The 25,751-nt window shown below is 74.0% G+C and carries 25 protein-coding genes and 1 pseudogene; 4 read left to right on the forward strand and 22 right to left on the reverse strand.

The features are described 5' to 3' along the window. Positions 1-43: 43 nt before the first annotated feature. From ACFY8W_RS02900 to ACFY8W_RS02935, 8 genes are all read right to left on the reverse strand, one after another. Positions 44-715, reverse strand: coding sequence for an ATP-binding cassette domain-containing protein (locus tag ACFY8W_RS02900; protein WP_391099381.1), 672 nt, complete (start codon positions 713-715; stop codon positions 44-46). Continuing rightward, complete coding sequence (locus tag ACFY8W_RS02905) at positions 708-1,679, reverse strand: oligopeptide/dipeptide ABC transporter ATP-binding protein (protein WP_391101687.1); 972 nt, start codon at positions 1,677-1,679, stop codon at positions 708-710. The genes ACFY8W_RS02900 and ACFY8W_RS02905 overlap by 8 nt, the downstream gene beginning before the upstream one ends. A 101-nt stretch (positions 1,680-1,780) precedes the next feature. Continuing rightward, positions 1,781-2,665 carry an ABC transporter permease subunit gene (locus ACFY8W_RS02910; RefSeq protein ID WP_391099384.1) on the reverse strand — a complete coding sequence of 295 codons (885 nt, stop codon included), beginning with the start codon at positions 2,663-2,665 and terminating at the stop codon, positions 1,781-1,783. Next, complete coding sequence (locus ACFY8W_RS02915) at positions 2,658-3,650, reverse strand: ABC transporter permease subunit (RefSeq protein WP_391099387.1); 993 nt, start codon at positions 3,648-3,650, stop codon at positions 2,658-2,660. Before ACFY8W_RS02915 ends, ACFY8W_RS02910 begins: the two co-directional genes overlap by 8 nt. Beyond that, a complete protein-coding gene (locus ACFY8W_RS02920) occupies positions 3,647-5,281 on the reverse strand; it encodes an ABC transporter substrate-binding protein (protein ID WP_391099389.1) in 1,635 nt (544 codons plus the stop codon). The genes ACFY8W_RS02915 and ACFY8W_RS02920 overlap by 4 nt, the downstream gene beginning before the upstream one ends. Positions 5,282-5,401: 120 nt before the next feature. Continuing rightward, positions 5,402-6,487 carry an acyl-CoA dehydrogenase family protein gene (locus tag ACFY8W_RS02925; RefSeq protein ID WP_391099391.1) on the reverse strand — a complete coding sequence of 362 codons (1,086 nt, stop codon included), beginning with the start codon at positions 6,485-6,487 and terminating at the stop codon, positions 5,402-5,404. Then, positions 6,484-7,677: an acyl-CoA dehydrogenase family protein gene (locus ACFY8W_RS02930; protein WP_391099393.1), complete on the reverse strand. Its 1,194-nt coding sequence runs from the start codon at positions 7,675-7,677 to the stop codon at positions 6,484-6,486. The genes ACFY8W_RS02925 and ACFY8W_RS02930 overlap by 4 nt, the downstream gene beginning before the upstream one ends. Beyond that, entirely contained in the window at positions 7,674-8,642 is a 969-nt protein-coding gene (locus ACFY8W_RS02935; protein WP_391099395.1) for a zinc-binding dehydrogenase, read from the reverse strand. Before ACFY8W_RS02935 ends, ACFY8W_RS02930 begins: the two co-directional genes overlap by 4 nt. A 117-nt stretch (positions 8,643-8,759) precedes the next feature. On the opposite strand from ACFY8W_RS02935, the gene ACFY8W_RS02940 reads away from it, so the two are divergent. After that, the gene (locus ACFY8W_RS02940) at positions 8,760-9,161 is read left to right on the forward strand and encodes a hypothetical protein (protein WP_391099397.1); all 402 of its coding nucleotides are present in this window, start codon (positions 8,760-8,762) and stop codon (positions 9,159-9,161) included. Positions 9,162-9,235: 74 nt separating this feature from the next. On the opposite strand, the gene ACFY8W_RS02945 is transcribed toward ACFY8W_RS02940, so the two are convergent. Further along, the gene (locus ACFY8W_RS02945) at positions 9,236-9,820 is read right to left on the reverse strand and encodes a cupin domain-containing protein (protein ID WP_391099400.1); all 585 of its coding nucleotides are present in this window, start codon (positions 9,818-9,820) and stop codon (positions 9,236-9,238) included. 64 nt (positions 9,821-9,884) lie between these two features. Here ACFY8W_RS02945 and ACFY8W_RS02950 point away from each other — a divergent pair, with 64 nt between their 5' ends. Then, positions 9,885-11,021, forward strand: a complete 1,137-nt coding sequence (locus ACFY8W_RS02950) for an FAD-dependent oxidoreductase (protein WP_391099402.1) — start codon at positions 9,885-9,887, stop codon at positions 11,019-11,021. 217 nt (positions 11,022-11,238) lie between these two features. Next, positions 11,239-12,018 carry a VOC family protein gene (locus ACFY8W_RS02955; protein ID WP_391099404.1) on the forward strand — a complete coding sequence of 260 codons (780 nt, stop codon included), beginning with the start codon at positions 11,239-11,241 and terminating at the stop codon, positions 12,016-12,018. 181 nt (positions 12,019-12,199) lie between these two features. On the opposite strand, the gene ACFY8W_RS02960 is transcribed toward ACFY8W_RS02955, so the two are convergent. The 12 genes from ACFY8W_RS02960 to ACFY8W_RS03015 form a co-directional block, all read right to left on the reverse strand. After that, on the reverse strand, positions 12,200-12,958 hold the full coding sequence (locus tag ACFY8W_RS02960) for a PIG-L family deacetylase (protein WP_391099406.1): 759 nt from the start codon (positions 12,956-12,958) through the stop codon (positions 12,200-12,202). 48 nt (positions 12,959-13,006) lie between these two features. Further along, on the reverse strand, positions 13,007-13,900 hold the full coding sequence (locus ACFY8W_RS02965; protein WP_391099408.1) for an SIS domain-containing protein: 894 nt from the start codon (positions 13,898-13,900) through the stop codon (positions 13,007-13,009). A gap of 98 nt (positions 13,901-13,998) precedes the next feature. Then, positions 13,999-15,144 (reverse strand): substrate-binding domain-containing protein, encoded by a 1,146-nt coding sequence (locus tag ACFY8W_RS02970; protein WP_391099411.1) that lies wholly within the window; start codon positions 15,142-15,144, stop codon positions 13,999-14,001. A gap of 169 nt (positions 15,145-15,313) precedes the next feature. Beyond that, on the reverse strand, positions 15,314-16,627 hold the full coding sequence (locus tag ACFY8W_RS02975) for an alpha/beta fold hydrolase (RefSeq protein WP_391099413.1): 1,314 nt from the start codon (positions 16,625-16,627) through the stop codon (positions 15,314-15,316). A gap of 125 nt (positions 16,628-16,752) precedes the next feature. After that, entirely contained in the window at positions 16,753-17,139 is a 387-nt protein-coding gene (locus ACFY8W_RS02980; protein WP_391101689.1) for a VOC family protein, read from the reverse strand. Between the two features lie 169 nt (positions 17,140-17,308). Next, positions 17,309-18,157, reverse strand: a complete 849-nt coding sequence (gene nadE / locus ACFY8W_RS02985; RefSeq protein ID WP_391099415.1) for an ammonia-dependent NAD(+) synthetase — start codon at positions 18,155-18,157, stop codon at positions 17,309-17,311. A 215-nt stretch (positions 18,158-18,372) separates the two neighbouring features. Beyond that, positions 18,373-19,491, reverse strand: a complete 1,119-nt coding sequence (locus tag ACFY8W_RS02990; RefSeq protein ID WP_391099417.1) for a molybdopterin-dependent oxidoreductase — start codon at positions 19,489-19,491, stop codon at positions 18,373-18,375. A gap of 118 nt (positions 19,492-19,609) precedes the next feature. After that, positions 19,610-21,205 (reverse strand): molybdopterin-dependent oxidoreductase, encoded by a 1,596-nt coding sequence (locus ACFY8W_RS02995; RefSeq protein ID WP_391099419.1) that lies wholly within the window; start codon positions 21,203-21,205, stop codon positions 19,610-19,612. A gap of 106 nt (positions 21,206-21,311) precedes the next feature. Then, positions 21,312-22,226: an ABC transporter permease subunit gene (locus ACFY8W_RS03000; protein WP_391099421.1), complete on the reverse strand. Its 915-nt coding sequence runs from the start codon at positions 22,224-22,226 to the stop codon at positions 21,312-21,314. Further along, positions 22,223-22,888 carry an ABC transporter permease subunit gene (locus ACFY8W_RS03005; RefSeq protein WP_391099424.1) on the reverse strand — a complete coding sequence of 222 codons (666 nt, stop codon included), beginning with the start codon at positions 22,886-22,888 and terminating at the stop codon, positions 22,223-22,225. Before ACFY8W_RS03005 ends, ACFY8W_RS03000 begins: the two co-directional genes overlap by 4 nt. Before the next feature lie 10 nt (positions 22,889-22,898). Continuing rightward, positions 22,899-23,750 (reverse strand): transporter substrate-binding domain-containing protein, encoded by an 852-nt coding sequence (locus ACFY8W_RS03010; RefSeq protein WP_391099427.1) that lies wholly within the window; start codon positions 23,748-23,750, stop codon positions 22,899-22,901. Positions 23,751-23,846: 96 nt separating this feature from the next. After that, the gene (locus tag ACFY8W_RS03015) at positions 23,847-24,602 is read right to left on the reverse strand and encodes an ATP-binding cassette domain-containing protein (RefSeq protein ID WP_391099429.1); all 756 of its coding nucleotides are present in this window, start codon (positions 24,600-24,602) and stop codon (positions 23,847-23,849) included. Positions 24,603-24,851: 249 nt separating this feature from the next. Between ACFY8W_RS03015 and ACFY8W_RS03020 the strand changes: the two genes are divergently transcribed. Then, entirely contained in the window at positions 24,852-25,310 is a 459-nt protein-coding gene (locus ACFY8W_RS03020; protein WP_391099432.1) for a cyclic nucleotide-binding domain-containing protein, read from the forward strand. An 85-nt stretch (positions 25,311-25,395) separates the two neighbouring features. Here ACFY8W_RS03020 and ACFY8W_RS03025 read toward each other — a convergent pair. Then, positions 25,396-25,710, reverse strand: a pseudogene (locus tag ACFY8W_RS03025) (GNAT family N-acetyltransferase); the annotation flags it as partial. Between the last annotated feature and the right edge of the window lie 41 nt (positions 25,711-25,751).

Raw genomic sequence — 25,751 nt, forward strand, 5'->3', positions numbered from 1 at the left:
GGCGGGGCGGCCATCCGGGTGACTTTCCGGAGCAGGCCGTTCCTCAGGCGCCGGCCAGGGCTTCTGCCAGGTCCGCCCACTCGACCGTGCGGTCGCACCAGCGTTCCAGGAGCACCCGGTCGTGGCCGACGGCGAGCAGCCCCGCGCCGGTCTCGGCGCGGTACGTCTCGACGGCGGCCACCAGGGCCGCGGTCGTCGACGCGTCGAGCATCGCGGTCATCTCGTCGCAGACCAGCCAGCGGGGGCGCAGCACCAGCGCGCGGGCCAGGCAGGCGCGCTGCAGCTGTCCGTCGCTGACCTCGTGCGGGCGGCGGGCGAGCAGGTCCTCGGTGAGGCCGACGGCGGGCACGAGTTCGGCGAGCCGCGCGGGTATCTCGCCGCGTCGCCCGGTGGCCCTCAGCGGCTCGGCGACGAGGTCGGCGAGCCGCAGCCGCGGGTCGGCGGAGAGCCGTGGCTGCTGGAAGACCACGCCGACCGCGGTGCGCTGTTCGCGCGGGGCGCGGTGGCGCCAGGCCCGTACCGGCGTGCCGTCGAGGACGACGCGGCCGGCGTCCGGGCGGTGCAGCAGGGCGGCGACCCGGGCCAGGGTGGACTTGCCGCAGCCGCTGGGGCCGAGCAGGCCGACGGACTCGCCCGCGCCGACCGTCAGCGAGACGTCGTGGAAGACCGGCGCGCGGCGCTCGTACCCGGCGGTGACGGAGTGGAGTTCAAGCACGGGTCGCTCCCAGGGGATGGTGGCAGGCGGCACCCGCCAGGAACTCCGGCCGCACCGCGCAGGCCGCGCTCGCCCGGGCGCAGCGCGGTGCGAAGGCGCAGCCCTCGGGCAGGTCGGACAGTTCGGGCGGCAGTCCGGGCACGGGGGTGAACTCCCGCTCGGGCAGGGCGTCGAGGAGTCCGCGCGCGTACGGGTGCCGGGGTCCGGGTTCGCCGAAGAAGCGGGCGGCGGGCGCGATCTCGACGATGCGTCCGGCGTACATGACGGCCACCCGGTCGGCCACCCGGCGGGCTGCCGCCAGGTCGTGGGTGATGAGCAGCAGCGCCTTGCCGCCGTCCGCGTGACGGCGCAGCTCGTCGGCGGTGCGGTCGACGAGTTCGCGGTCGAGTCCGGTGGTGGGTTCGTCGGCGAGCAGCAGCGGCGCGTCGCCGATGAGGGCGAGGGCGGTGGCGGCTCGCTGGGCGAGGCCTCCGGAGAGTTCGTGCGGGTAGCGGTCGAGGTGTTCGGCGGGGAACGCGGCACGCTCGGCGGCGGCTTCCGCCACGGCGCGCCGCTCGCGTCGCGGGGTGGCGGTGAGGGCCCGCACGGTCTCCTCCAGGTGGGCCCGTACGGTGCGCACCGGGGTGAGGTGGGCGGCCGGGCTCTGCGGTACGAGGCCGATGCGGCGGCCGCGTACGGTCCGGGCCAGCGTCCGCTCGTCGGCGGCGAGCAGGTCGAGGGCAGGACGTTCCCCGGCGCCGGCGTGCGGTCGGCCCCCACCGTGCCGGTCGCCGCCGTGCGGGCCGGGGCCGCTCGCCAGCAGCGCCGTGCCCTCCGTCTCCGCGTTGCCGGGGAGCAGGCCGAGGAGAGCGGAGGCGAGGACGGACTTGCCGCAGCCGCTCTCGCCGACGAGGGCCAGGCACTCCCCCGCCGCGAGGTCGAAGTCGGCGTCGGTGACGGCCGCGACGCTCCGGCCGCCGCGCATCCGGAAGCGTACGGTGAGGCCGCGGACGCTGAGGACGGCGTCGGCGGCGCGTTCGGCGGTGACGGCTTCGAGCGCCCGTACGAGGTGTGCGTCCGGGGCGGTCACAGCATCAGCTCCGATCGGCGGCGCGGGTTGAGCCGGTCGCGCCAGACGCCGGCGAGACCGGCGACGGCGAGGGTCGGCACGATGAGGAAGAGGCCGGGGAAGAGGGTCGGCCACCAGTCGCCGGCGAGCAGCGAGGAGCGTGCGCCCTGCACCAGGTTGCCGAGGCTGGCCTGGTGGCTGGGCAGGCCGAGACCGAGGAAGGACAAGGCCGACTCGTGCCACATGGCGTGCGGCACCATCAGCACGGCGGCGAGCCCGGCCTGGGGCAGCACGGCCGGCAGCAGGTGCCGCACGGCGATCCGCCACCGGGACGCGCCGCCCGAGATCGCCGCGTCGACGAAGGGCCGGGAGCGCAGCGAGAGGACCTCGGAGCGGACGATCCGGGCGGTGGAGAGCCAGTGGGTGACCGCCACGGAGACGATCACGGGCCAGACCCCCGGCCGGAACATGGCCACGACGAAGATGCCGAGCAGCAGGTGCGGCACGGACGAGAAGGCGTCGACGATCCGCATGACGAAGCGGTCGACGCGTCCGCCCAGCGCGCCGGCCGCGCCGCCGACGGCGGTGCCGACGACGGTGGCGGCGAGGGCGGCTACCAGGCCTACGAGGAGCGAGACGCGCAGCCCGTAGACGCAGCGGAGCAGCAGGTCGCGGCCGACGTCGTCGGTGCCGAAGGGGTGTTCCCAGGACGGCGGCAGCAGTTTCCGTGCCAGGTCGACGGCCTGTTCGTCGAGCCGGACCAGCGGCGGGACGAGGAGGACGGCGAGGGCGACGGTTCCGAGGGTCAGGACGGACGCCCACAGCCGGATCCGGCGGGTGGCGTCGGCCGGGGCGGCGGCGCGGGGCCGTCGGCGGGTGGTCGCGCGCAGCGTGTCAGCCATCGAATCCCACCCGGGGGTCGGCGAGCCCGTAGAGGAGGTCGGAGAGGAGGTTGCCGAGCAGCACGGCGGCGGTGGCGAGCACGGTGAGCGCGGCGAGCAGCGGGAAGTCCGCGGAGACGGCGGCCTGGACGGTGGCGGCGGCGATGCCGGGCCAGCTGAAGACCGTCTCCACGAGCAGGGCTCCGGTGATGAGTTCGGGCACGCGGGAGCCGACGAGGGTGAGCACGGGCAGCATGCCGGAGCGCAGCGCGTGGCCGGTGAGGACGGTGCGTTCGGCGAGACCGCGGGCGCGGGCGCCGCGGACCGGGTCCTCCTCCAGGGCGTCGCCGACGCCCTGGCGTACGTACAGGAAGAACCACGGCAGTTGGGAGATGCCGAGGACCAGGGCGGGCAGCACGAGGTGGGTGGCGACCTGGCCGGCGGTGACGGTGTCGCTGGCGGTGTCGGTGAGGCCGCCGGCCGGCAGCGCTCCGAGCTCCAGGGCGAAGATCCAGATGGCGAGCAGGCCGAGCCAGAAGGCGGGCGCGGCTTCCAGGGTGTACGCGAGGGAGCTGACGGTCCGGTCGAGGAGGCCGCCGCGGCGGCGGCCGGCCAGCGCGCCGAGCGTGGTGCCGAGGGCGATCGCGACGAGGAAGGCGGTGGCGGCGAGCAGCGCGGACCAGCCGACCCGCTCGGCGATGACGTCGGCGACGGGCTGGCGCATGACGCCGGAGTCACCCAACTCGCCCCGGACGGCCCGGGTGAGCCAGTCCCACCACTGGGTGGGCCAGGGCCGGTCGACGCCGAGGTTGGTCCGGATCTGGTCGAGGTTCTCCTGCGAGGCGGTCAGTCCCGCGGTGCCCGCGTAGGCCTTGACCGGGTCGAACGGGGAGGCGGCTGCGACGGCGAAGACCGCGAGGGTGACGCCGAGGAGGACGGGGACGGCGGCGAGCGCGCGCCGTCCCGTCATCCGTGTCATGGCCGCCCAGGGGAGGCGGCGGCTCACTCGGTGCCCGTTCCGCCGCTCTTGGGCTTCCAGTCCTCGATGTTCCACCAGGGGCCGGAGCCGAGGCCGTGGTCGTGCGGCTCGACCTGGGTGGTGAGGCCGCCGGCCGCGGTGTCCCAGCGGTCGTTCACGACGTAGAGGTGGTCGACGTGGGTGAGGAAGGTGTAGCCGGGGTTCTTGACGAGCTCGCGCTGGACGGTGTCGTACGCGGCCTTGCGCCTGGCCGGGTCGCCGGTCCGGCGGCCGTCCTCCAGGGCGCGGTCGACGGTCTTGTCGTCGTAACGGGCCATGTTGTTGAAGCCGTCGCCGCCGAGGGTGGACTTCAGGAGCAGGTACTGGTCGAAGTCGGGGTCGCCGGGCGAGCCGCCGCCGGCGAGGACCGCGTCGGTCTTCATCCGCGGTTCGATGACCTCCCAGGTGCCGGCCTGGGTGGTGATCTCGATGCCGGCCTTCTTGGCGTCGGAGGCGTAGGCGAGCGCGTGGTCCTGGCGGAGCCGGTCGCCGGAGGGGTACCAGAGCGGGAAGGCGGCCCGGACGCCGTTCCTGACGCGGACGCCGTCGGGGCCGGGCTTCCATCCGGCCTCGTCGAGGATCTTCCGCGCACCGGCGAGGTCGTGGCGGCGTTCGGTGCCCTTGGCGAACCAGGGGCTGTCGGTCGGGACGGGTCCGTAGGCGGGCCTGCCGGCGCCGTCGAGGATCTTGTCGACCATGGTCTGCCGGTCGACGGCGACGTCGAGCGCGCGGCGGACGGCCGGGTCGCCGGCGACCCGGTTGTGCGTGGGCAGGGTGACCGTGCGGTAGTCGTAGGTCGTGGCGGTGTAGGTCTTCTTCGCCTTGTCGCCCTTGAATCCGGCGGCGAGGTCGGGCGGGAGGATCGCGGCGTCGAGGTCGCCGGCGCGCAGCCGGGTGGCGCGGACGTCGTCGTCCTTGACGACGGCCATCGTGAACTTCTTCACGGCCGGGACGCCGCCCCAGTAACGAGGGTTGGCCTGGAAGGTGAGCTTCTCGCCCTTGGACCAGCCGGTGAGGACGTACGGGCCGGTGCCGACCGGCCTGGTCGTGAAGGAGCCGGTGTTGACGTCCTGGCGGCCGGCGACGTGCTCGGGCGCGATGGCGAGGACGGTGCGCTCGGCGAAGGGGGCGTACGGGTACCTGAGCGTGAAGACGACGGTGTCGTCGCCGGTGGCCCTCACGTCCTCGAGGGCGTCGAGTTCGGTCCGTGACGGGTTGTTGGTCCTCGGGTCGAGGATCGTCCGGTAGGTGAAGACGACGTCCTTCGCCGTGAAGGGCTTCCCGTCGCTGAAGGTCACGCCCCGGCGCAGCTTGTAGGTGTACGTGAGGCCGTCGGCGCTGACGGTGGGCAGCGACGCGGCCAGGGCGGGCCGCAGCCTCATGCCGGCGTCGAAGGCGAGGAGCCCGTCGAAGATCTTGGAGTTGCCGTCCTTGCCGTAGCCGAGGAGGGGGCTGAGGGTCTCGGGCTCGAAGGCGATGCCGACGACGGCGGAGTCCTCGGTGCTGCGGGATCCGGCGCCGCCGCCGGGGTTCGAGCAGGCCGCCGCCGTGAGGGCGGTGGCCCCGGCGAGCATCGCGGCGGACGCGCGTCGGACCGGTCGGGCGGCCGTCCTGGCCATGGTGTCCACACCCCTTTTGAAGATCATCTGTTATTGCGAAGACTTCGCAATTAAACAGTATGTAAAGGGGTGCGGACACATGGGCCCCTTACCGACCGCTCCTGCGGCCGCCGCGGACGCTCACCTCGGCGCCGGCAGGTCCACCAGGTCGGCGACGGTGTCCTGGTGCCGGCCGGCCGAACCCAGGGCGATCGCGTCGGACTTGGCCCGCTTGAGCGCCAGGTGCGCCGGGTGCTCCCAGGTCATGCCGATGCCGCCGTGCAGCTGCACGCACTCCTCCGCCGCGTGGACGGCCACCTTCGAGCAGTAGGCCTGGGCGACGGCGACGGTCAGGGCGGCGTCCGGGGCCCCGGCCGCGAGGGCGTCGGCGGCGGCGCGGGCCGCCGCCCTGGCGCCCACGAGCTCCAGCCAGAGCTGCGCCATCCGGTGCTTCAGCGCCTGGAAGGAGCCGACCGGCCGGTTGAACTGGTGGCGCTCCTTCGTGTGCCGGACGGTCTCCTCCAGACACCACTCGGCGATCCCCAGCTGCTCGGAGGCGAGCAGCCCGGCGCCCGCGAGCAGCCCCTGCCGGACCGCGGCGCCCCCGTCCTCGGCGCCCGCCAGCCGGACACCCGCGGCGCCGCTCGCGTCGACGACGGCCAGCGGGCGGGTCAGGTCGAGCGAGGACTGCCGGGTGACCACGGCGTCGGCGGCGTCGACGGCGTACAGCCCGTCCGGACGCGGGACGAGGAGGACGTCGGCCGCGGCGGCGTCCGCGACGGCGGGCACACGGCGGGCGGGTTCGGCCACCGCGCCGGGTGCGGTGGCGAACGGCACCGCCAGCACGGCGACGCGTTCGCCGCTCGCCAGCCCGGCGAGCAGGTCGGCCGCCGGGCCGTCCTCGGCACCGAGCGCCAGCAGCGTCCCGGTCGCCACGACCGCGCTCGTGAGATACGGCGCCGGGGTGACCGCCCGGCCGAGTTCCTCGAGGACCACGGCCGCCTCGCGGTGGCTCGCGCCCTGGCCGCCCAGCTTCTCCGGGACGAGCAGCCCGGCGGCGCCGATGCCGCCCGCGAGGGCCTCCCACAGTCCGGGGAGGTACGGGCTCTCGCCCTCGATCCGGCCGAGCACCGCCTGGGCGTCGGCCCGGTCGGCGAGCAGCGCGCGGACAGCGGCCCGCAGGTCGTCCTCGGTCTCCGAGTAGAGCAGATCCGGCTGTCGCGTCATCGGGCGAGGTCCTTCCAGGCGACGTCCTTGTCGTTGCGGGGCTCGGGCGGCAGGCCGAGGACCCGCTCGGCCACGATGTTGAGAAGCACCTCGGTGGTGCCGCCCTCGATCGAGTTGCCCTTGGAGCGCAGATAGCGGTAGCCCGCGTCGCGGCCGGTGAAGTCGACGAGGTCCGGCCGGACCATCGCCCAGTCGCCGTACAACAGGCCCTCGTCGCCGAGGAGTTCGACCTCCAGGGCGCTGATGGCCTGGTTGAGCCGGGCGAAGCCGAGCTTCATGGCGCTGCCCTCGGGGCCGGGCTGGCCCGCGACGAGCTGCTGGCGCAGCCGCTCACCGGTGAGGCGGGCGACCTCGGCGTCCACCCAGAGGTCGAGGAGCCGGCGGTGCAGGTCGTGGGTGCGCAGGCCGGGGCGGGCGCGCCAGGTCTCGGCCGCCTTGCCGATCATGCCGCCCTCGCGGGGCAGCCGGGCGCCGCCGATGGAGACCCGCTCGTTCATGAGGGTGGTCTGGGCGACCCGCCAGCCGTCGCCGACCTCGCCGAGGCGGTGGGCGTCGGGGATGCGGACGTTCGTGAGGAAGACCTCGTTGAACTCGGCCTCGCCGGTGATCTGGCGCAGCGGCCTGACCTCGACCCCCGGGTCGGTCATGTCGCAGACGAAGTAGGTGATGCCCCGGTGTTTGGGCACGTCGGGGTCGGTACGGGCGATGAGGATCGCCCAGCGGGCCACATGGGCGCTGGAGGTCCACACCTTCTGCCCGTTGACCACCCAGTCGTCGCCGTCGCGGACGGCGCGGGTGCCGAGGGCGGCGAGGTCGGAGCCGGCGCCGGGCTCGCTGAACAGCTGGCACCAGACCTCCTCGCCGACCCACAGCGGCTTCAGGAAGCGCTCCTTGACCTCCTCGGAGCCGTAGGCGAGGAGGGTCGGGGCGGCCATGCCGAGGCCGATGCCGATCCGGCGGGGATCGTTGTCGGGGGCTCCGGCGGCGGCGAGTTCGGCGTCGACGACGGCCTGGAGCGACCGCGGGGCGCCGAGGCCGCCGAGGCCCACCGGGTAGTGCACCCAGGCGAGCCCGGCGTCGAAGCGGGCGCGCAGGAACTCGGTGCGGCCGGTGGTCGCGGGCGGGTGATCGGCGAGCAACCGGCGGGTGCGGTCGACGAGTTCGGCGGAGTCGAGCGCGGTCTGCGTCATGCCCGGGATCCTTCCGGGAGGACGACGAGGCGGCCGGTGGTGACGCCCTCGGAGAGCCGCTGCACGGCGTCGGCCGCGCCCGTGAAGGGCACGCGCTCGCTCACGTACGGCTTGATCAGACCCTTGGCGGCGAGTTCGGTGAGGTTCTCGTGGCAGCGCAGGACGGCGGCCGGGTCCTTGAGGTTGTACAGACCCCAGTGCAGACCCACGATCGAGTAGTTCTTCACGAGGGCGTGGTTGAGGGCGGGGCTGGGAATGCTGCCGCTGGCGAAGCCGACGACCACGATCCGGCCCTCGAAGGCGACGAGCTTGGCGGACTGCTGGTAGGCGGCGCCGCCGACCGGGTCGTAGACCACGTCGGCGCCCCGGCCTCCGGTGGCCTCCTTGACGGCGGCGACGACGTCCTGCGCGTGCCGGTCGACGACGGTGTCGCAGCCGAGTCCGCGGGCGACGGAGGCCTTGTCGGCGCCGCCGACGACACCGATGACGGTGGCGCCGGCCGCCTTGCCGAGCTGGACGGCGGCGCTGCCGACGCCGCCCGCGGCGGCGTGCACGAGCAGGGTCTCGCCCTCCTTCAGGGCGGCCCTGCGGTGCAGGCCGAACCAGCCGGTCTGGTAGCCGATGTGGAGGGCTGCGGCCTCGGCGTCGTCCAGCGCCTCGGGCGCGGGGAGCAGCGCGGCCGCGTCGGCCACCGCGTACTCGGCGAGTCCGCCGTGCGGCAGGACGGGCGTCGCGATCACGCGGCGGCCGTCCTCGGTCTCGCCACAGATCTCGACACCGGGCGTGAAGGGCAGCGGCGGGCGCACCTGGTACTGGCCCCGGCACAGCAGCGCGTCGGGGAAGTTGAGGCCGGTGGCGCGCACCTTGAGCAGCACCTGGCCCTCGCCGGGCACGGGCCTGTCGGTCTCGTCGAGCTGCATCACCTCGCCCGGTTCGCCGTTCTCGTGCACTCGCCATGCCTGCATCCGGAGCCTCCAGGTGCCGTCGTCCGTCCTGCGTGGTCGACGGCATACTAAGCGGTCGCTTGGCTTCATGGAACCAGCCGCGCGAGACTCTTTCCGCCGCTGCTAGATTCGTCCGCCATGCGATCACGCGAGTACGACCTCGAGTTCCGCGCCACCGCCCGGCGGACGAGCGCCTGGGGTGTCGGCCTGCTGGCCGTGGCGACGCTCCTGTGGACCTGGTGCGCCCTGCTGCTCCTCACGCCGTACGAGGTCGAGGACAAGCCGAACGGCCGGAGCACCCGGGAGTGCGAGTCCCGGCTCCTGACCGAATACGGCACCGCCAACGAGGGCCTGCAGAGGGGCGACTGGTGCCAGGACGAGCGTGACTGGCCCGAGGCCCTGCTGATACTCGGGCTGTCCGTGCCGGTCTCCGTCGCCGGCACGGCGCTCTACGCCATCGGAACCGTGAGCAGCCGGATGAGCGCCCACTCCGAGGCGATGCGCGAACTGGACGGGCTCGCCGACGCCCGCGGGGCGTAGGGGCCGCGCCGTCCGTCCCCGCCCCGGTCCGGCCCCGCCCCGGTCCTGCCCCGGCCCGGGGTCCCGTCGGGCGCTCAGGAGCTCTTCGGACGTGCCCGTACGTGCATGCGCTCGCCCTGCGGCCCGTACAGGCTGAGGAACTCCACCGGCCGGTCCCCCGCCGGGCCGAACCAGTGCGGCACCCGCGTGTCGAACTCGGCCGCCTCGCCCGCGCCGAGCACCACGTCGTGCTCGCCGAGCACGAGCCGCAGCCGCCCGGAGAGCACGTACAGCCACTCGTAGCCCTCGTGGACCCGCGGGTCGGGCACCTCGGAGCCGGGCTCCTGGACGACCTTGTACGCCTGGAGCCCGCCGGGCTGGCGGGTGAGCGGGTACATCGTGCGGCCGTGACGGACGATCGGCCTGGCCTTGACGCGCGGGTCCCCGACCGGCGGGGCGCCGACCAGCTCGTCCAGCGGAACCTGGTGGGCGCGGGCGATCGGCAGCAGCAGTTCGAGGCTGGGCTTGCGCTGCCCGGACTCCAGGCGCGAGAGCGTGCTCACCGAGATGCCGGTGGCGGTGGAGAGCTCGGCGAGGGTCGCCCCGCGCTCCCGGCGGATGCGGCGGAGCCGGGGGCCGACCTCGGTGAGGACGGCTTCGATGCGTTCGTCTTCGGTCATGGCCCCATTGCAGAAACGGCAACTTCGTTTGTCAACCGCGCTCCGGGCGAGCGACGCTCGCGGCATGAGCGAACACAGCGTGCAGAACGTCCAGGACGTGCGGAACCCGCGGAACGACTACGACGTGGTGGTGGTCGGCGGCGGCGCGGCCGGCCTGAGTGCGGCCCTGGTCCTCGGCCGGGCCCGGCGCACCACCCTGGTGATCGACGCGGGTGAGCCCCGCAACGCGCCCGCCGCCCACATGCAGGGCTATCTCGGCCTGGACGGCATGGGTCCGGCCGACTTCCTGGCGGCCGGGCGGCGGGAGATCGCCGCGTACGGAGTCGAGTGGACGAAGGGCCTGGTCACGTCCGTGACGCGGGAGGCGCCCGGGCCCTCCGAGGAGCGCACCTCGGACGGCGGCCCGTCCAGCGGTTCGGACGGCGGCTCCGGCGGCCCGTCCAGCGGCTCCGGCTTCCCGTCCGGCGGCCCGTCCAGCGGCCCGTCCAGCGGCTCGTCCAGCGGCTCGTACGGCGGTCCCGGCGAGGGCTTCGCGGTGGGTCTGGCGGACGGACGGGCGGTCCGCGCGCGCCGGGTGATCGTCACCACCGGCCTGGTCGACGAGCTGCCGGCGATCGACGGTCTCGCCGAACGCTGGGGCCGTGACGTGATCCACTGCCCGTACTGCCACGGCTGGGAGGTGCGGGACCGTGCCTTCGGTGTGGTCGCGCATCCGGTGATGCCCGCGCACCAGGCACTGATGGTCTCGCAGTGGTCCGACGACGTGACCCTCTTCCTGCACACCGCTCCGGAGCCCTCGGCCGAGGACTCGGCGCGGCTCGCGGCGGCCGGTGTCACGGTCGTGCCCGGCGAGGTCGCCGGGCTCGTGGTCGAGGAGGACCGGATCACGGGCGTACGGATGGCGGACGGGCGGGTCGTGGCCCGCGACGTGGTGTTCGTCGGGACCCGGACCGTGCCCCGCGACGGACTGCTCACGGCGCTCGGCGCGGCCACGCACGAGACTCCGTTCGGCACCTTCGTCACGGTCGACGAGACGGGCCGCACGAGCGTCCCCGGCGTCTGGGCGGCCGGGAACGCGATCGGCGCGCACGAACAGGTGGTGAACGCGGCGAGCGGCGGCTACCGGGCAGCGGCCATGGTCAACGGCGACCTGCTGATGGCGGACCTGGACCGGAAGGCCGGGGCGGGGGCCGGAGCCTGAGCACCCCGGGCGGAAGGCCCGGGCAGCCGGCGGGGCCCGCTCGGCGGCGTCCGGGAGGGTGCGGCCGGGCCGGGCCCGCTGCGCCGTGCGGATGAAACCCGGCGGGCGGCGCTGCACGGACCTGACCCGGCGGCAAGGATCGGCCATGGTGGCCGGAAGACCCCGCCGCCCGCCGTCACGGCACGGCCTCCCCACCGGAAGGACGGGACTCACCCCCATGCTCGGTACGGACTTCACCACCGGCTCGCCCGACTGGCTCGACCTCGGCAGCCCCGACCCGGACGCCGCCGCCGTGTTCTACGGCCGGGTCTTCGGCTGGGACTTCTCCTCGGCCGGCCCCGACGCCGGCGGCTACGGCTTCTTCCAGCAGGACGGCAAAACCGTCGCCGCGCTCGGCCCGCTCACCGAGGAGGGCGCGAGCAGCGCCTGGACCGTGTACTTCCACACGCCGGACGCCGAGGCGACCGCCCAGGCGGCCGAGGACAACGGGGGCACGGTGCGGCTCGCCGCGTTCGACGTCATGGACGCGGGCCGGATGGCGGCGCTGACGGACCGGGGCGGCGCGCAGTTCGCCGTGTGGGAGCCGGGCAAGGTCAAGGGTCTGGAGCGGACCTCGGAGCGCAACACACTGCTGTGGGTCGAGCTGCACACCGTCGACCCGGAGGCCACCCTCGCCTTCTACCGCGCGCTGTTCGGGTGGCGCTGGGAGGAGATGGAGGCGCCGGGCATGACCTACCGGGTGATCTCGACGGCCGAGGGCGACCTGAAGGACGCCTCGTTCGGCGGCGCGGCGCCGCTCCAGGGCGGAGCGGACAAGTCGCGCTGGATCCCGTACTTCATGGTGTCGGACCCCGACACGACCTCCACGACGGTCCAGGAGAGCGGCGGTTCGGTCCTGATGCCGCCGGCGGACGTCCCGGACGTCGGCCGGATCGCGTGGTTCGCGGACCCGTTCGGCGCGCCGTTCGCGGTCCTGAAGCCCGCTCCCGGCATGTGAGCCGTCACCGACCGCGGCGCCGGTGACGACGCCCGGGACCGGTGACGACGTCTGGGGCCCGTGACGACGCCCGGCGCCCGTGACGACGCCCGGCGCCCGTGACGACGCCCGGCGCCCGTGACGACGCCCGGCGCCCGTGACGGCGCGTCGGCGCCGGACGGGCCCCGGCTGCGGCCGGCCGTCAGCGGGCGTAGACCTCGAAGGCCACCGCCGGCCGGCCGCCGAAGCGGTCCGCGGCGCGGCCGGTCGACTCGGCGACGAAGGACCGGCAGTACTCCTCCACGTCCTGCTCGGTCAGCGCCTCGATGTACGTGCGGTGGGCGCGCAGCGAGAGCACGGCGCGCTCCAGGCCCGGGCCCGCGTCGACGGCGTGGGTCGGCAGGTTGGAGCCGGCCACGGCCACCCAGCGCACGCCGTTCCACGGCTCCAGGCCCTGCTCGGTCAGCTCGGGGAAGATCCAGCGGTTGCCGGCGTCCGCCGCCGCGTCCAGGGTGGCGCGGCCGACGGCACGGTGGTCGGGCGTGTTCCAGAAGCCGCCGGGCTCCGGGCCCCAGGTGTCGCGGTGGTTGAGGGTGATGACGAGCTCGGGCCGGTGGCGCCGGATCGCGGCGGCGATGTCGCGGCGCAGCCCGAGGCCGTACTCGATCACGCCGTCCTCGTGGTCGAGGAAGTCCACCGTCTCCACGCCCACGATCGCGGCGCTGTCCCGCTGCTCCTGCTCGCGCAGCGGCCCGCAGGTGGCCGGGTCGAGCGAGTCGATGCCGGCCTCGCCGCGGGTGACGAGGACGTAGGCGACCTCCTTGCCCTCGTCGGTCCAGCGGGCGACGGCGGCCGCGCAGCCGTACTCCAGGTCGTCGGGGTGGGCGACGACGGCGAGGGCGCGCTGCCAGTCGGAGGGCATCTCGGCCAGCCGCGGGGCCTGTTCGGTTTTCTCGATCATGGACGCAGGATACGAGCCCGGGGCGGCGCCGTCCGGGTGATCTTCCGGTCAGCGCGCTCCGGCGAGGATGACCGAGCGGGTGAGGTTGCGCGGCCGGTCGGGGTTGAGGCCGCGGCGGCCGGCCAGGGCGACGGCGAGCAGCTGGGCGCGCACCAGGGCGGCGACCGGGTCGACGGCGTCGGCGACGAACTGGGCGCCGGTGGCGTCGACTTCGTCGGCGAGGCCGGGCGGCACGGGGCCGAGGCACCAGACCAGGCTGCCCGCGTCGCTGATGCTGATCGGCCCGTGCCGGTACTCCATCGCCGGGTACGACTCCGCCCAGGCTCGGGCCGCCTCGCGCAGCTTGAGCGCGGCCTCGTCGGCGAGGCCGACGGTCCAGCCGGTGCCGAGGAAGGTGAACTGGCCGTGCCGCTCCCAGGCGGCGGGCAGCGGCTCGTACAGGGCGAGTTCGGCGTCCGTGACCGACGCTTCGAGGTCGACGCCCAGGCCGGCGCGCAGGAGTTGCAGGGCCGTGGTGGCGAACCGGGTCTGGACGACTGAGCGTTCGTCGGCGAAGCCCAGGTCGAGGACGGCGTCGGCGTGGTGTCCGGCCGGGCTGTCGGGGACACCGGTGAGCGCGAGGGTCGGGATCCGCCCGGCGGCGCGGGCGAGCAGTCCGGCGACCTCGGTGGTGGTGCCGGAGCGGGTGAGGGCGACGATCCGGTCGTAGCCGCGGCCGAGCGGGGTCGGGTCGGAGGCCGGGAAGGCGTCGGTCTCGCCCTCGCCGAGCGACTCGCGCAGGGCGGCGTAGGCGCGGGCGATGAAGTATGAGGTGCCGCAGCCGACGACGGCGATCCGCTCGCCGGTGAGGGGCAGCAGCCCGGACCGCTCGGCGGCGGTCTCGGCGGCGCGCCGCCAGCAGTCCGGCTGGCTCGCGATCTCGGTCTCGACGTGAGTGGTCATGTCCGTCCTCTCCAGGCACGCCGAGACACCTTCTCGGGGCTCGGACTCGGGGCTCGGACCGATGTCTATCCCGCGCGGGAGGGCCGCACCATGAGCAATCAGTGAGCACCGCTTGGACTTTTGTACGCGACGCCGCCGCGGTCGGCCCCGCAGGAGGCACGGACCACGAGGCGCGGCCGCAGCTGCACCTGGTGGAGCGGTGAGGCGTCGCCCTCGGCCAGGCGGCGCAGCAGGACCTGTGCGGCGAGCCGGCCGACCTGGAACTTGGGCGGCGACACGGCCGTCAGCGGGGTCTCGGCGACATCGGCGAACTCGTTGTCGTAGCTGACCAGCGCGAGGTCGTCGGGGACCCGGAGGCCCGCACGGCGGGCGGCGGCGAGCACGAGCGCGGCCTCCCGGTCGCCGAAGCAGAGGGCGGCCGTGACCCGCGCGGCGCGCAGCGCGGCGACGGCGGCGTCGGCGCGCCCGGCGCTCCACCCGTCCATGGCCTCGCGCTCCTGGTGGGGCCCGGGCAGTCCGAGGTCGGCGACGGCCCGGGCGAAGCCGGACACGACGGGCGCGGTGGTGGGCGCGTCGGAGCGCACCACGAGCCCGAGCCGCCGGTGTCCGAGGCCGCGCAGATGGCGTACGGCGTCGTAGGCGCCGCCCTCGTGGTCGGTGCACACGTGCTCGGTGGGGTCGCCGGGGCCGTGGGCGGCGAGCCGCCGTTCGACGAGGACGGCGGGGACGGGCAGGGCGAGCAGTTCCTCGGCGCGCCGGCCCGGGTCGGTGGCGGTGTGCAGGGTGGGCACGAGGAGCAGTCCCCGGACGCCGGAGCCGAGGAGCCGGGTGACGGCGGCGTCCTCCTCGTCGGGGTCGTAGTGGGAGCAGGCGAGCAGCAGCCGGGCGCCGGCGGCGGTCAGTTCCTGCTCGATGCCGTGCAGGACCCGTGGGTAGTAGAAGGCGGTGTCGGGGACGAGGACGCCGACCACCGTCCGGTCGGCGCGGGCCGGTTCGGTGCGCCGGGCGGCGAAGGTGCCGGCGCCCTGGCGGCGTTCGACCAGGCCGAGGTCGACCAGCTCCTCGTAGGCCCGGCGGACGGTCGTCACGGAGAGGCCGGTCTCGGCGGCCAGGGCCCGCTCGGTGGGCAGTTTGGCGCCGGGCGGCCAGGTGCCGTCGAGGATGCCCTGGCGCAGCCGGGCCGTCAGGGCCCGGAACTTCAGCTCGCGTCCGGACGAGGGAGCGGGTATCCCGTCGTGTGCCATCGGGCCCCCTGGTGCTCCGACTGCCGACCGGTCACCGGCCGGATGCCGACCGAATGCGGAATGGTCATCGACGATCGCGGACCGACCACGGACCGGTCGTCGACCGATTGCGCGCGAATACTATCCCCGCGCCCGGGAATTGCTCCCGGGCGCGGAGTGACCGGCTCCGTCAGAGTTCGTCGCGGACGAGCGCGAGGAGCCGGTCGAGGACGCGCGGTCCGCCGGCCCGCACGCCGTCGTGCTCGAACTCGTCGGTGACCCAGGTGCGCAGGCCCCGGATCGCCCGCGCGGTCTCCAGGGAATGGGCGGTGTCCACGTACATGTCGTCGTGGTAGACGGCCGCGGCGACCGGCACCTCGTTGGCGGCGAGCCGCGCCGGGTCGTAGAGCGGCGCCCAGTCGGCGCGCGCGGCGAGGTGCTCGGCGGTCTCGCGCAGCGGGCGCAGCGCCGGGTCGGCGGTGAAGTGCCAGGGGTGGATGCTCTCGCCGGTGAACAGGACGGGCCCGTCGCCGGTGAGCGCCTTCGCCGCGTCGAACTCGGGGAACTCGGTCCGCACGCGCTGTGCGGCCCAGTCGGTCGGGCCGTGGCCCCGGCTCGGGCCCTGGGCGTAGATGACCTCGTGGAGCACCGCGTACAGCGGGTGTCCGGCGTACGAGAGCTGGGCCTGCACGTCCTCGAGGAAGGCGTCGGACAGGGCGGGACCGGCCGTCGTGGGGACGAAGGCCTCCTCCAGGAGCAGGTGGAGCTGGTGGCTGCCGCTCCCGGCGCCGAGGAGGATGCCCAGCGACTGGAAGGCCTCGGGCGTGAGCGTGCCGCCGCCGGGCAGGGCGACCTCGTGCTCGTGGAGGTGCGCGGCGATCCGGCGGACCCGCTCGACGTCGTCGGGATAGCGGGCGTAGTGGGCCTCGTTCTTGCGGCGGATCCGCGGGAACGCGGCCCGGTAGACCTCGTCGGCGGTGGCGTGCAGCGACGGCAGTCCGCCGGTGACGAGGACGGTCGCCAGGCCCTCGGGCGCGGTGCACAGGTAGTGGGTGGCGCAGAAGCCGCCGAAGCTCTGGCCGAGGACGGTCCAGGGGGCGCCTCCGGTCAGTTCGCGGCGCAGCAGCTCGCAGTCCCTGACGATGGAGTCGGCGCGGAAGTGGGCGAGGTAGGCGGCCTGCTCCGCCGGGGTGCCGCGCAGCGGCAGGGTCTGCCGGTTGGCCGGGGTGGAGTGCCCGGTGCCGCGCTGGTCGAGGAGGAGGACGCGGAACTCCTTCACGGCACGGCCGAGCCAGGCCTGCGGCCCGATGAACCGGCGCGCGCCGAAGCCGGGCCCGCCCTCCAGGTACAGCAGCCAGGGCAGGTCCGTCCGGTGCGCCTTGTCGCCCGCGACGACCTCGCGTCCGTAGAGCTCGATCGTCTCGCCGTCGGGGCGCTCGTGGTCGAGGGGGACGGTGAAGCGGCGGTCGGTGAGGACGAGACCGGGCTGGCGATACGTGGACAAGGCTTCCTGCTCCTGTTCGTGACACCGGGACCCGTGTCCGGGCCCCGTGCCGGACACCCTCGTCCGACACCCCCGCCGGGCCAGTGGATCACATGACGGGGGTGCGCCGCCGCGCGGGGGCCGGATCAGTCCTGGAGCACCGCGATGACGTTCTTCGCCGGGTCGGTGAACCAGGCGATGGCCGGGCCGTTCGTGTCCCGGCAGATGCCCTTGTCGTCGAACTCGAAGCCCGGGTAGCGCTGGAACTCGACGCCCTTGTCCTTCAGGGCGTCGACGGCGGCGTCGATGTCGTCGACCTGGAAGTTGAGGACGGTGAAGCTCGCCGGGCTGTGCTGGTCTCCCTTCGGGTAGACCAGGACCCTCGCGCCGCCGGCGAGGGTGAGGAACAGCATCCGCATGTCGCCGGAGCCCTCCTCGCCCGCCTGGAGACCGAGCGTGTCGCCGTAGAAGGCGCGGGCCGCGTCGAGGTCGTCGACCGAGAAGCTGCTGAATGCCGGGGTGCTGCCGAACAACACGGGTGGTTCTCCCTTCGGTGGGACGTCTGCTGACGTCACCTCAGGGCACACCACCGCCCGCTCGCCCGGCGGCCCCCGCCACGCGGAAACGGCCGGATGGTCCCCCGCCCGTCACCCGGGGGTGACGGGCGGGCGCGGCGCACCCGGTGGTGGTGCGGGAAGGGGCTCAGGGCGCGATCGGCAGCCGGCGCTTGTGGTCGGTGAGCTCGTAGCGGCGGACGATCGACGCGAAGGCGGCGTCGCCGACCGGCTTGCCCTCCAGGAAGTCGTCGATCTCGTCGTACGTGACGCCGAGCGCGTCCTCGTCGGGCTTGCCCGGGTCGAGGGTCTCCAGGTCGGCCGTCGGCGTCTTCCAGACCAGCTCGGCGGGGGCGCCGAGCTCGTCCGCGACGGCGCGCACGCGGCGCTTGGTCAGACCGGTGAGCGGCACGACGTCGGCGGCGCCGTCGCCGTACTTGGTGAAGAAGCCGGAGACCGCCTCGGCCGCGTGGTCGGTGCCGACCACGAGCCCGTTGTACGCGCCGGCGACGGCGTACTGGGCGATCATCCGCTGCCGGGCCTTGATGTTGCCGTGCACGAAGTCCTGGTGGTGCGCGTCGCGGAAGGCGACGCCCGTGGCCACGGTCGCGTCGAGGGCGGCGTCGCTGGCCGGCCTGATGTCCACGGTGAGGACCTGGTCGGCCCGGATGAAGTCGAGGGCGAGCTGGGCGTCGTGCTCGTCCGCCTGGACGCCGTACGGCAGGCGCATGGCGTAGAAGGTGGCGTCGTGGCCGGCGGCGCGGGCCCGCTCGACGGCGAGCTGGCAGAGCCGGCCCGTGGTGGTGGAGTCGACGCCGCCGCTGATGCCGAGGACCAGGCAGCGCAGTCCGGAGGAGGTGAGGCGCTCGGTGAGGAAGGCCACCCGGCGCTCGATCTCCGCGCGCGGGTCGAAGGTCTCGGAGACCTCCAGCTCCCGGGCGATCTGCTGCTGCAGGGCGGTGGTCTCCGGGTCGGTCACGGAATGCTCCTCGGTCATGCGGTGGTGTGCGGCGGACGTCCGTGAACGACTCTAACCCGGGCCGCCCGGACGCAACCGGGGCGGGCGGCACGGTGCCTCCGGTGCCCTCGGAGCCACGGCGCCGGGCGCGGCCGGGCCGTTTCCTCCGGGTCAGGGCCGGACAGGCCGCGGCGTCCGGTGCGGTGCGTCGCAGGGCGCCGCGTCGCGACGCAGGAAGGATCCGGAAGACACGCCTAGGGGAGGCAGTGCACCTCGACACGCTGGACCAGGTTGTTGGCGAAGCCGCCACGGTTCCAGGGCGCCGTGAGCGGCTGGGTGTGGCCGGCGGCGTCGGTGGCGCGGACGGTGAGCCGGTGCGTGCCGGGTGTCGCCGTCCAGGTGGTGCGCCAGGCGGCCCAGGCCCAGGGCCGCTCCGGATCGGCGGCCACGTCGGTGTCGGTCCAGCTCTCCTCGCCGTCGTCGCTGAGCTCGACGCGGACCACGGGCGCGTGCCCCGACCAGGCGCGGCCCGCGAGCTCGACCGGGCCGGGCCGGACGACCCGGGCGCGGGTCATGAAGTCGGGGAAGCCGGGCGGGATCATCAGGGCCCGGGGGGCGATGACGGTCACGGGCTCGCCGGGCTCGTCCGCGCGCTGCCGGAAGCGGTAGGAGACGGACTGCTGGAAGCCGGTGAACGGCGTGTCGGTGACGGTGATCGCGCGCAGCCACTTCACGGAGGCCATCCCGTACCAGCCGGGCACGACCAGGCGGAGCGGGCTGCCGTGCTGGGGCGGCAGCGGGCCGCCGTTCATCGCGTACGCGACGAGGACCCCGCGGGCCGGGTCGGCGGCGAGCGTGAGCGGCAGGGCGCGGCGGTAGTCCTGCTCGGTGCCGCGCTCGACGCCGTGGTCGGCGCCGGTGAAGACGACGTCGACGGCGCCCGCGCGGGTGCCCGCCTCGGCGAGCAGGACGTCCAGCGGGACGCCGGTCCAGTCGGCCGTGCCGACGGCCTCGACCAGCCAGGGCTGGCTGACGGGACGGGGCGCGAGTCGGGCCCGGCCGTTGCCGGCGCATTCCAGGGTGACGCGGTGGGTGACGGCGGGTCGGTCGCGCAGCGCCGCGAGGTCGAGCGAGAGCGGCCGGTCGACCAGGCCGTCGACGGTCAGCCGCCAGTCCCCGGTGTCGGCGGCCGGGATGTCGTAGTGGACCAGGACGTAGTGGAGGCCGGGCGGGCTGGTGTCGTAGCGCAGGGCTTCGAGGGGCAGGCCGTGGTTGCGGGCGGCGAGGGCCAGCTCGGCGGTGCTGATCCCCTCGTCGGGCCCGGCGACGCGGCTCGGCGCGTTGAGGTCGCCGAAGTCGGTTGTGCCGTCCATGTCCTCATGGTGCGCCGATCGCGCGCGGGCGGCACCCGGGCGAGAGGGGGTGACCCCGTCGACCGGGCCGGATGAGGAAGCGGCGGCCGGTGCACGGGGCATCCCAGGACCCGGACCTTCACGCCGGGTCGACGGTGACGACGACGGAGTGCAGTCCGGTCGCGCCGTCCGGCATCGTGCCGGTGCGCCGCTCGGTCTGCACGGCCCCGGTGCCGTCGGTTGCGCGCACGGTGAGGGTGTGGCGGCCGGGGGCGGCCTGCCAGCGGTGGAGCCACTGGCGCCAGGTGTCGCGGCTGTCCTCGGTACCGAGCCCGGCGTCCTGCCAGGGCCCGTCGTCGACGCGTACCTGGACCCGCGAGATGCCCCGGTGCTGGGCCCAGGCGACTCCGGCGACGGCGACCGGCCCGGCGGTCACGCGGCCGAAGGGGCGCGGGGTGTCGATCCGCGACTGGGTCTTGACCGGCGCCTCGGCGGCCCAGCCGCGCGGCACCCAGTAGGCGTCGTACGCGTCGAAGGTCGTCAGCTCGACGGACGAGATCCACTTGCAGGCCGAGACGTAGCCGTAGAGGCCGGGGACGAGCATGCGCACCGGGAAGCCGTGGGCGAAGGGCAGCGGCTCGCCGTTCATGCCGAAGGCGAGCAGGGCGTCACGGCCGTCCATGACCTCCTCCACCGGCGTGCCGATGGTCATGCCGTCGACGGAGCGGGCGACGAGCTGGTCGGCGGGCCCGCCGGCCGAGGGCGGGCGCACCCCGCACTCGCGCAGCAGGTCGGCGAGGCGGACGCCGAGCCAGCGGGCGTTGCCGACGAGCGGGCCGCCGACCTCGTTGGAGACGCAGGCGAGGGTGATGTCGCGCTCGACCACCTCGCGGCGCAGCAGCTCGGGCAGGGTGAGGACGCGTTCGTGGGCCACTCCCCTGCCGTGGATCCGCAGCCGCCAGGTGCCGGCGTCGACGCGCGGGACGACGAGGGCGGTGTCGACCCGGTAGAAGTCGCGGTTCGGGGTCACGAAGGGGCTGATGCCCTCGACGGGGAGCTGGGCGCCGGGCGGCACGGCGGGCGCGGGCGAGGCCGGCCGGGGCAGCCGCAGGGCGTTGCGGGAGGCCGTGGCGTGCTCGGAGCGCGTCGAGCCCACGGTGCGGCCGAGGACCAGAACGCCGGTGGAGCCGGCCGCCACGCCCGCCGCGGCGACCAGGAAGCCGCGGCGGCCCGCGCCCCGCGGGGCGGCCGGACGCGGGCGGGTGAGCCGCCGCATCAGGACGTACAGCAGGGCGGCGGCCGCGGCCGCGCCCACGAGCGAGGGCAGCGCGTCGCTCGCGGACCCGGAGTCGGGCCGGGTGACGGCGGCGAGCGCCCCGACGGCACCGACCACGGCCACGCCGGCGAGCGCGGCGGCCGTGCTGCGCAGCGCCAACCGGCCGAGACCGGCCGCGAGTGCGGCCAGCAGCACCAGGATGCCGAACTCCAGGACGGCTTTGTCGCTCTCGCCGAACGTCCGGATCGCCCATTCCTTGACGCCGGTCGGCGTGAGGTCGACGACGGCGTCCCCGACGGCCGGCACCGGCCCGGCCTCGGGCCGCACCACGACGGCGACGAGCCCGGCTGCCGCGAGCCCGCCGTACCCGGCGAGGATCCCGGCGAGCGAGGCGAGCAGCCGGTCGGTGCGGCTGTGTGGCGTGGACGGCGGACTGGCTGCGGGCGGCGTGTCGGTCATGCCCTGGATTCTCGGCACGGCGGAGGCCGGGACTGAGCACGCGGTCCGGGCCCTGCGGCAAGGCCCGCGGCCCGGTCCGCGTCAAGCGCGGCCGGGTCCGCCTCCCTCACTGCCGGTCACCGGGCTCCGGTGGGTGTTCGCCCGGGCGGGCGAGTTCCTCCACCGCCTCGACGCCCACCACCGCGCCGGTGGTCCTCTTGCCACGGCGCAGCCGGCCCTCCAGCCAGGAGGCGAAGGAGGTGAGGAGGAAGTTGAGGACGACGAAGACGACGGCCACGATCGTGAACGACGCGATGGTGTTCGCCCCGTAGTTGGCGCTCATCGGGCGGACGGAGGCGAGGAGCTCGGAGAAGCCGAGCATCGCGCCACCGAGCGCGGTGTCCTTGACGATCACGACGAGCTGGCTGACGAGCGCCGGCAGCATGGCGGTGACGGACTGCGGCAGCAGCACGTTCGTCATGGTCTGGCCCTTGCGCATGCCGATCGCCTTGGCCGCGTCGGTCTGCCCGGCCGGCAGGGCGAGGATGCCCGCGCGGACCACCTCGGCGAGGACGGACGCGTTGTAGAGGACGAGGCCGGTGACGACCGCGTACAGCGGCCGGGTCTCGGGGCTGACGTCGGTGAACTCCGAGTAGGCCGCGTTGGCGAAGAGCATCAGGATCAGGACCGGGATGGCGCGGAAGAACTCCACGACCGTCCCGGCCGCCGCCCGCACCCAGGCGTGGTCGGAGAGCCGGGCGATGCCGAACAGCGCGCCCAGCGGCAGGGCGATGACCATGGCGAGGGCGGCGGCGATCACCGTGTTCTTCAGGCCCGGCAGGATGTACGTGTTCCAGACCCTGGGGTCGGTGAAGAACGGCTCCCACTTGTCGCCCTCGAGCTGGTTCTTGGCGGCGAGGCTGTCCGCCACCCACCAGACGACCGCGGCCACCGCGACGAGGAACAGCACGGTGTAGAGCACGTTGCGGCGGCGGGCGCGCGGACCGGGGACGTCGTAGAGGACGGTGGGCTTCTCCTTCATCGTTTCACCGCCACCTTCTTGGCGACCCAGCCGAGGAACAGCCCGGTGGGCAGGGTGAGGCAGATGAAGCCGAAGGCGAAGATCGCGGAGATGAGGATCAGCTGGGCCTCGTTCTCGATCATCTCGCGCATCAGCAGGGCGGCCTCGGCGACGCCGATGGCCGCCGCGACGGTGGTGTTCTTGGTCAGGGCGATCAGGACGTTGGTGAGCGGGCCGACGACCGAGCGGAAGGCCTGGGGCAGCACGATCAGACGCAGGGTCTGGGTGAAGTTGAGCCCGATCGCGCGGGCGGCCTCGACCTGGCCGAGCGGCACGGTGTTGATCCCGGAGCGCAGCGCCTCGCACACGAAGGCCGAGGTGTAGGCGATGAGACCGAGGACGGCGAGCCGGAAGTTGATGGTGGTGAAGTCCTTGGCGCCGAGGCTGACGCCGAGGGTCTGGAAGAGGCCGAGCGAGGTGAAGACGATGATGACGGTGAGCGGGATGTTGCGGACGATGTTGACGTAGACGGTGCCGAAGCCCCGCATGAGGGGGACGGGGCTGACCCGCATGGCGGCCAGCAGCGTCCCCCAGACGAGGGAGCCGATCGCGGAGTAGAACGTCAGCTGGACCGTGGTCCAGAAGGCTCCCAGGATGTCGTAGCCCTCGAGGAAGTCGAACACGGCGGCCTTCTCAGGGAACCACGACGCCGATCTGCGGGGCCGGTTCGTTCTTGTATCCGGCGGGTCCGAGGTTCTTGTCCACGGCGGCCTGCCAGGAGCCGTCGGCGACCATCTTCTCCAGCGCCTTGTTGATCTGGGCCTTGAGTTCGCTTCCCTTCTGGACGCCGATGCCGTAGTTCTCGTTGCTCATCTTGAAGCCGCCCAGCTTGAACTTGCCCTTGAACTCGGGCTGCGCCGCGTAACCCGCGAGGATCGTGTCGTCGGTGGTCAGGGCGTCGATGACGTTGTTCTCCAGGCCGGTCAGGCATTCGGAGTAGCCGCCGTACTCCTGGAGCTGGGCGTTCGGGGCGAGCTTCGTCTTGACGTTCTGCGCAGAGGTGGAGCCGGTCACCGAGCAGAGCTTCTTGTTGTTGAGGTCGGCCGGCTTGGTGATGGAGTTGTCGTCGGCCCGGATCAGCACGTCCTGGTGGGCGAGCAGGTAGGGACCGGCGAAGTCGACCTTCTCGGCCCGCTTGTCGGTGATCGAGTACGTGGCGGCGATGAAGTCGACGTCGCCGCGCTGCAGCAGCGTCTCGCGGTCGGCGCTCTTCGCCTCCTTCCACTCGATGTCGCCCGGTTCGTGGCCGAGCTCCTTGGCGACGTACGTCGCCACGTCCACGTCGAGGCCGGTGTACTTGCCGTCCGGCGTCTTGAGCCCGAGACCGGGCTGGTCGAACTTGATGCCGACGGTGATCTTCTCGCCGTCTCCGTCGCCCGATCCGCCGCCGCCGTCGTCGCTGCACGCGGCGGCGGTGAAGGAGAGGACGACCGCGGCGGCCGCGGCGATGGCGAGCCTGCGGTTCCTGAGCGGGTTCATGGTCATCACCCCACGCTGATTACGGTGGTACGAGTACGGGTCTGTGGTGCGGTCGTCGGTACGGGTCGGTGGTGCGGGTCGGTGGCGCCGTCGGCGGTCCGGTCAGTGCTTGAGGATCTTGGACAGGAAGTCCTTGGCGCGCTCGCTGCGCGGGTTGCCGAAGAACTCCTCGGGGGTGGCCGACTCGACGATCTTCCCGTCGGCCATGAAGACCACGCGGTTGGCCGCCGAGCGGGCGAAGCCCATCTCGTGGGTGACGACCACCATCGTCATGCCGTCCCTGGCCAGCTGCTGCATGACCTCCAGGACCTCGTTGATCATCTCCGGGTCGAGGGCCGACGTCGGCTCGTCGAACAGCATCACCTTGGGCTCCATCGCGAGCGCGCGGGCGATCGCCACGCGCTGCTGCTGACCGCCGGACAGCTGCGCCGGGTACTTGTCCGCCTGGTTGGCCACCCCGACCCGCTCGAGCAGGGCCCGGGCGCGCTGCTCGGCCTTCTTGCGGTCCGTCTTGCGGACCTTGACCTGGCCGAGGGTGACGTTGCCGAGCACCGTCTTGTGCGCGAAGAGGTTGAACGACTGGAAGACCATGCCGACGTCGGCACGGAGCGCGGCCAGCTCCTTCCCTTCGGCCGGCAGCGGTTTGCCGTCGATGGTGATCGTGCCGGAGTCGATGGTCTCCAGGCGGTTGATGGCACGGCACAGCGTGGACTTGCCGGACCCGGAGGGCCCGATGACGACCACGACCTCCCCGCGGTGGATGGTGAGGTCGATGGACTGGAGCACGTGGAGCGTGCCGAAGTGTTTGTCGACGTCTTCGAGGACGACGAGTGCGTCGCCCCCTTGCGGGACGGCCATGGCACCCTCCTGGGTCCGCCCCCGTGTTGCCGCTTCCTCCCCACGTTCATGCTCCGCCCTCCACTGGGGGAGCGCACGCCGGGACCCCCTCACCGTATGCGCACGGTGACGGTGCCGCGACCGGGCGTCCGGCCGTCACGGGGAGGCGTACGGCGTCCGTGTGACGGGGCGGGTGCGGTGTCGGCGTACGGCGGGTGTGCGGCGGACACTGGAGTCGGGACGCACCGCCGCAGCACCGAGGAGGCCGTCATGAGCACCGCCGCACCGAAGGTCAGCACGCTGCCGCCCGAGCACCGGGAGCGACTCATGGCCTTCGCCGACGACGTGTACTTCGAGTCCGGTCACCGGCTGTTCGAGGAGCAGGACCGGGCGGACCGGTTCTGGATCGTGAAGACGGGCGCGGTCACCCTGGACGCCAAGGTCCCGGGGCGCGGGTCGCCGGTCATCGAGACGCTGCGGCACGGCGAGCTGGTGGGCCTGTCGTGGCTGTTCCCGCCGTATCTGTGCCAGTCCGGCGCCGAGGCGATGACGCCGGTCAGGGCGTACGAGTTCGACGGTGCGGCGGTGCGCTCGATGTGCCACACGGACCCGGGCTTCGGCGCCTCGGTGATGTTCTGGGTGGGCCAGATCCTCGCCCACCGCCTCCAGGTGACCCGGGTCCGCCTGCTCGACCTGTACGCCCCGCACGGCAGCGGGATCCTGGCCTGAACGCGCGACGGTCGGGGGCCTCACCGGCCCCGGACCGCCGGTCCGGCCTGCCTAGGGCAGCGACCTGACGTGCCAGTCGAGTGGCGCCCTCGGCCCGGGCGTGGCCGCAGGCGAGGAGCACGGCCCGGGTCGCGAAGCCGCGGCCGCGGGCCTCCGGTTCGAGGACGAAGCCCAGGTCGACGTCGTGGCCCGCGAGGTCCGCGGGCTCCGCCGCGGCCGGGCGCACCTGGATGGCGCCGACCAGTCGCCCGGCCCGGATGCCGAAGGTGCGCGCGGGCCCGTGGGCACGCCAGGGCGCGCCGGGAGGGGACGGAACGGCACAGAGGAGGCGGGCCGCGTCGGCGGGGTCGAGCGGCGACAGGGTGACGACCCCGTCGGAGAGCTTCGCATCATCACGCACCCGAGCGATCTTGTCGTCAATCCGTCCGTGCCACAATCGGT

The sequence above is a fragment of the Streptomyces sp. NPDC012637 genome (assembly GCF_042954805.1).
In the GTDB taxonomy this organism is placed as follows: Bacteria; Actinomycetota; Actinomycetes; order Streptomycetales; family Streptomycetaceae; genus Streptomyces.

Excerpts from the sequence above, each read along its gene's own strand:
- ACFY8W_RS02930 (WP_391099393.1), bottom strand. The coding sequence starts at position 7,677 with ATGACGCAGACCGCGCTCGACTCCGCCGAACTCGTCGACCGCACCCGC.
- ACFY8W_RS02940 (WP_391099397.1), top strand. The coding sequence starts at position 8,760 with ATGCGATCACGCGAGTACGACCTCGAGTTCCGCGCCACCGCCCGGCGG.
- ACFY8W_RS02925 (WP_391099391.1), bottom strand. The coding sequence starts at position 6,487 with ATGACGCGACAGCCGGATCTGCTCTACTCGGAGACCGAGGACGACCTG.
- ACFY8W_RS02935 (WP_391099395.1), bottom strand. The coding sequence starts at position 8,642 with ATGCAGGCATGGCGAGTGCACGAGAACGGCGAACCGGGCGAGGTGATG.
- ACFY8W_RS02905 (WP_391101687.1), bottom strand. The coding sequence starts at position 1,679 with ATGCGCGGCGGCCGGAGCGTCGCGGCCGTCACCGACGCCGACTTCGAC.
- ACFY8W_RS02995 (WP_391099419.1), bottom strand. The coding sequence starts at position 21,205 with ATGACCGACACGCCGCCCGCAGCCAGTCCGCCGTCCACGCCACACAGC.
- ACFY8W_RS02965 (WP_391099408.1), bottom strand. The coding sequence starts at position 13,900 with ATGACCACTCACGTCGAGACCGAGATCGCGAGCCAGCCGGACTGCTGG.
- ACFY8W_RS03015 (WP_391099429.1), bottom strand. The coding sequence starts at position 24,602 with ATGGCCGTCCCGCAAGGGGGCGACGCACTCGTCGTCCTCGAAGACGTC.
- ACFY8W_RS02945 (WP_391099400.1), bottom strand. The coding sequence starts at position 9,820 with ATGACCGAAGACGAACGCATCGAAGCCGTCCTCACCGAGGTCGGCCCC.
- ACFY8W_RS02970 (WP_391099411.1), bottom strand. The coding sequence starts at position 15,144 with ATGGCACACGACGGGATACCCGCTCCCTCGTCCGGACGCGAGCTGAAG.
- ACFY8W_RS02910 (WP_391099384.1), bottom strand. The coding sequence starts at position 2,665 with ATGGCTGACACGCTGCGCGCGACCACCCGCCGACGGCCCCGCGCCGCC.
- ACFY8W_RS02920 (WP_391099389.1), bottom strand. The coding sequence starts at position 5,281 with ATGGCCAGGACGGCCGCCCGACCGGTCCGACGCGCGTCCGCCGCGATG.
- ACFY8W_RS02955 (WP_391099404.1), top strand. The coding sequence starts at position 11,239 with ATGCTCGGTACGGACTTCACCACCGGCTCGCCCGACTGGCTCGACCTC.
- ACFY8W_RS03010 (WP_391099427.1), bottom strand. The coding sequence starts at position 23,750 with ATGACCATGAACCCGCTCAGGAACCGCAGGCTCGCCATCGCCGCGGCC.
- nadE (WP_391099415.1), bottom strand. The coding sequence starts at position 18,157 with ATGACCGAGGAGCATTCCGTGACCGACCCGGAGACCACCGCCCTGCAG.
- ACFY8W_RS02950 (WP_391099402.1), top strand. The coding sequence starts at position 9,885 with ATGAGCGAACACAGCGTGCAGAACGTCCAGGACGTGCGGAACCCGCGG.
- ACFY8W_RS03000 (WP_391099421.1), bottom strand. The coding sequence starts at position 22,226 with ATGAAGGAGAAGCCCACCGTCCTCTACGACGTCCCCGGTCCGCGCGCC.
- ACFY8W_RS02960 (WP_391099406.1), bottom strand. The coding sequence starts at position 12,958 with ATGATCGAGAAAACCGAACAGGCCCCGCGGCTGGCCGAGATGCCCTCC.
- ACFY8W_RS03020 (WP_391099432.1), top strand. The coding sequence starts at position 24,852 with ATGAGCACCGCCGCACCGAAGGTCAGCACGCTGCCGCCCGAGCACCGG.
- ACFY8W_RS02990 (WP_391099417.1), bottom strand. The coding sequence starts at position 19,491 with ATGGACGGCACAACCGACTTCGGCGACCTCAACGCGCCGAGCCGCGTC.